The sequence below is a fragment of the Clavibacter lycopersici genome, assembly GCF_003576405.1.
GTDB classification, from domain to species: Bacteria; Actinomycetota; Actinomycetes; order Actinomycetales; family Microbacteriaceae; genus Clavibacter; species Clavibacter lycopersici.
In genome coordinates this window covers 1-3,728 of the sequence record NZ_QWGT01000256.1, presented here as the reverse complement: position 1 = coordinate 3,728, position 3,728 = coordinate 1, and the positions used below count along the sequence as shown (strand labels likewise).

At 72.8% G+C, this 3,728-nt stretch carries 3 protein-coding genes; all 3 read right to left on the bottom strand.

Annotated features, from left to right (window positions below):
• Positions 1 to 224: 224 nt before the first annotated feature.
• Genes ruvX through DZG00_RS13365 form a run of 3 tightly spaced genes read right to left on the bottom strand, consistent with a single transcriptional unit; the run spans position 225 to position 3,594 of the window.
• Positions 225 to 710: a Holliday junction resolvase RuvX gene (gene ruvX / locus DZG00_RS13375; RefSeq protein ID WP_119381893.1), complete on the bottom strand. Its 486-nt coding sequence runs from the start codon at positions 708 to 710 to the stop codon at positions 225 to 227.
• Positions 710 to 3,367 (bottom strand): alanine--tRNA ligase, encoded by a 2,658-nt coding sequence (gene alaS, locus DZG00_RS13370; protein ID WP_119455718.1) that lies wholly within the window; start codon positions 3,365 to 3,367, stop codon positions 710 to 712. The genes ruvX and alaS overlap by 1 nt, the downstream gene beginning before the upstream one ends.
• Before the next feature lie 5 nt (positions 3,368 to 3,372).
• Positions 3,373 to 3,594 carry a hypothetical protein gene (locus DZG00_RS13365; RefSeq protein ID WP_119383004.1) on the bottom strand — a complete coding sequence of 74 codons (222 nt, stop codon included), beginning with the start codon at positions 3,592 to 3,594 and terminating at the stop codon, positions 3,373 to 3,375.
• Positions 3,595 to 3,728 lie beyond the last annotated feature (134 nt).

Below are 3,728 nucleotides of genomic sequence, written 5' to 3'. Positions count from 1 at the left end.
CCGCTGCCGGAACCCCCGCCTGCGCCTCCGCCGCCTCGCGCAGGGCGCGCAGCTCGCGTCGGGTCATCGGTGCGCCGGTGCCGATTCCCGGCCCCTCGCCTCGGGGGGCGGGAGCGGGGTCGGAGGCCGGGGCGGACGGGCCAGCGGCCTGGTCGCCGAACAGGCTCTCGAGGGGGTCGCCGCCCTCACCCGCTGCCGTCGTGGCGCGTCGGGTGGGATCGGTCTCAGGCGTGTCGGTCAGGATCGACTCGGTTCCTCGGGACGAGAGCACCGGGTGGGGTGCCGGCGGTGCGCTCGCTCTCGAGCGCATGTTGAAGGATTATAACGGCCGCCACCTGGTCGATCACCGGCTTCTGCTTACGGGAGCCTCTGCCCGAGGACCGCAGGGCGCTCTGCGCGGAGACCGTGGAGAGGCGCTCGTCGACCAGCCGCACGGGGATCTCCGTCGCGTCCGCGAGCCGGCGGGCGAACCCCTCCGCGTCGTCCGTGGACGCCGTGGCGCGCCCGGACAGCGCGAGCGGCAGGCCCACGACGAGCTCGGCGCACTCGATCTCCGCTGCCACCTCGAGGATCCGCCGCACGTCCGCCGAGCCCGCCGCGTCGCGCGGCACGGTCTCGACCGGCGTCGCGATCAGCCCGTGCGGATCCGACCGCGCGAGGCCGATGCGCGCCTTCCCGACGTCGACCGCGAGGCGCGCCCCGACCCGCATCAGGAGGCGAGCGCGTGGCGCACGGCGGCCAGCGCGTCGGCGATGGCCGAGACGTCGGATCCGCCGCCCTGCGCGAGGTCGTCCTTGCCGCCACCGCCGCCGCCGAGCACCGCCGCCGCCGCGCGGGCGAGCTGCCCGGCCTTGGCGCCGGCGTCGCGCGCGGCCTGGTTGGTCGCCACGATCACCGTGGGCTTGCCGCCCGCGTCACCCGCGAGGGCGACGACGACGGGCTCGGATCCGGCGCGCTCGCGCACGAGCGTCACGAGCTGGCGCACCTCGTCGGCCGAGCGGACGCTGCCGAGAGACTCCTGGATGAGGGTCACGGAGCCGACGCGCGAGCCCTGCGCGAGGAGCGCGGGCACGCGCTGCTGCAGCGCCTGCGCCTCGAAGTCGGCGATGCGCCGCTCCGCGGTCTTGAGGTTCTGCATGAGGTCGGCGATGCGGTCGGGCAGCTGCTCACGGGGGGTCTTGAGGCTCGAGGTGAGCTGCGACACGATGGCGCGCTCGACGGCGAGGTCCTGGAACGCCTCGCGTCCGACGAGGGACTCGATGCGGCGGTTCGTGGATCCGACGGAGGACTCCCCCACCACGTTGATGAGGCCGATCTGCGCGCTCGACGACACGTGCGTACCGGCGCACAGCTCGCGCGACCACGGGCCGCCGATGTCCACGACGCGCACGGTGTCGCCGTACTTCTCGCCGAACAGCGCCATGGCGCCGAGCTCCTTGGCCTCGGCGATCGGCATCACACGCGTCACGACCTGCAGGTCGTCGCGCACCGCGTCGTTCGCGATGTCCTCGATCTCGCTGCGCGTCTCGGGGCTCAGCGCCTGGTTCCATGCGAAGTCGAGGCGCATGTAGCCGGCGCGGTTGTAGGAGCCGGACTGGTGCGCGTCCTGGCCGAGCACCTGGCGGAGCGCGGCGTGCACGAGGTGCGTGCCCGAGTGCGCCTGCGTCGCGCCGCGGCGCCAGTCGGCGTCGACGACGGTGGTGGCGGCGTCGCCGACGCCCACCTCGCCCGAGCGCACCTGCACGCGGTGGCTGATGAGGCCCTTCACGGGCTTCTGCACGTCGAGCACCTCGAGGTCGAAGCCCTGGCCCACGATGCTGCCGGCGTCGGCCTCCTGGCCGCCGGACTCCGCGTAGAGGCTCGTCTCGGGGAGGATGACCTCCGCGATGTCGCCGGCGACCGCGTGGTCGACGCTCTGGCCGCCCACGATGAGGCCGAGGATCGTCGTTCCCGTCTCGAGCTCGTCGTACCCGGTGAAGCGCGTCTCGCCGGCCGCGCGGAACTCGCTGTAGACCGTCAGGTCGGCCAGCGCCGTCTTCTTCGACTTCGCGTCGGCCTTGGCGCGCGTGCGCTGCTCCATCATGAGGCGGTCGAACGCCTCGCGGTCGACCGTGAGGCCGTTCTCCTCCGCCATCTCGAGCGTGAGGTCGATGGGGAAGCCGAATGTGTCGTGCAGCAGGAAGGCGGTGTCGCCCGCGATCCGCTCACCGCCGGCCGCCTTCGTCTCGCCGACGGCGACGTCGAGGATCGTCGTGCCGCCCGACAGCGTGCGGAGGAAGGTCTCCTCCTCCGCGTAGGCGAGGCGGGAGATGCGGTCGAAGTCGTCGGACACCTCCGGGTACGCGGCCTTCATCGCGTCGCGCGACGCGGGGAACAGCTCGCCGAAGGTCGCCGCGTCGACGCCCATGAGGCGCATCGCGCGCACGGTGCGGCGCATGAGGCGCCGGAGGATGTAGCCGCGCCCCTCGTTGGACGGCCGCACGCCGTCGGACATGAGCATGAGCGAGGAGCGCACGTGGTCGGCGACGATGCGCATCCGCACGTCGTCCTCGTGGTCGGCTCCGTAGCGACGGCCGGTGAGCTCGGCCGCGCGGTCGAGCACGGGGCGCACCTGGTCGATCTCGTACATGTTCTCGACGCCCTGCTTGAGGAACGCGACGCGCTCGAGGCCCATGCCGGTGTCGATGTTCTTCTTCGGCAGGTCGCCGAGGATCTCGAAGTCGCTCTTGCTCGTGCCAGCGCCGCGCAGGTACTGCATGAAGACGAGGTTCCAGATCTCCACGTACCGGTCGTCGTCGGTCGCGGGGCCGCCGTCGGCGCCGTACGCGGGGCCGCGGTCGAAGAAGATCTCCGAGCACGGGCCGGCGGGGCCGGGCTGCCCGGTGTGCCAGTAGTTGGTGTCGCGGCCGAGACCCTGGATCCGGTCGTCCGGCAGGCCCGCGATGCGCTTCCACGCCTGCCGGGCCTCGTCGTCCTCGTGGTACACGGTGACCCAGAGGTCGCGCGGGTCGAAGCCCAGGCCGCCGTCGGCCTCGCTCGTGGTGAGCAGCTCCCACGCGTACGCGATCGCCTGCTCCTTGAAGTAGTCGCCGAAGGAGAAGTTGCCGTTCATCTGGAAGAAGGTGCCGTGCCTGGGCGTGCGGCCGACCTCCTCGATGTCGAGGGTGCGGATGCACTTCTGCACGCTCGTGGCGCGCGGGAACGGCGCGGGCACGACGCCCGTGAGGTACGGCACGAACGGCACCATGCCGGCGACCGTGAAGAGCAGCGTCGGGTCGTCGCTCACGAGCGACGCCGACGGCACGACGGTGTGCCCCCGGTCGCCGAAGTACGTGAGCCAGGCGTTGCGGATGTCTGCGGTCTGCATGCGGTCTACTGCTTTCCCAGCTCGGTGATGGTGTCCTCGGCCTCGCCCACGGCGGAGCGGAGCTCTGCCTCCCGGCGGCGATAGCCGTCCTCGACCGCCTCGCCGAAGCGGCGGGCGCGGGCGTCGACGCTCTGGAAGAGGCGGTGCCCGGCGGGCGTGCGGTCGACCACGTGGGCGACGGCGAAGCCGATGACGACCCCCACGACGATGAGGACGAGGTTCTTCATGGTGCTCCCCTTCCGGGAGGTGACGCGACGGACGGGGCCTTCGGGGCCGAGGGCGATCCTACCGGCCGGGCCGCCGTCCACCCCGGCCGGGCGGCGCGCACGACGGCCGGGCGGCGCGCACGACGGCCGGATAC